1 pseudogene is annotated in these 275 nt (G+C 67.3%); it reads left to right on the forward strand.

Annotated elements, in window-relative coordinates:
* Positions 1-275: pseudogene (locus SB725_RS31120) on the forward strand (hypothetical protein); the annotation flags it as partial.

The following is a 275-nucleotide window of genomic DNA, read 5'->3' on the forward strand; positions in this document are numbered from 1 at the left end:
CTACGCGTACAGCGTCGAGGAAAGCATTGAGGACTGTTTCGGCCTGCGGGAAAACCTGTTCTGCTACTACTCGACCCGAGCCCGCTGGGCGCCCGAGAGTGTCGACCTGCTGGGGCAATTGCCGGAGCCCTGCCGGCGGCGGATCGTGCAGCGCCTGAGCTGGTATCGCTGGCAAGTGGAAAACCACGCCCGGCTGCTGCCGGAACGGGCCCGGCGCATGACCGCGGACGGTGCCTGCGCCGAGTTCATCGAGTTGCCCGCCACCCCCTACGCCT

Source organism: Pseudomonas sp. SIMBA_041 (genome assembly GCF_046535095.1).
Taxonomy (GTDB): domain Bacteria; phylum Pseudomonadota; class Gammaproteobacteria; order Pseudomonadales; family Pseudomonadaceae; genus Aquipseudomonas; species Aquipseudomonas mucoides.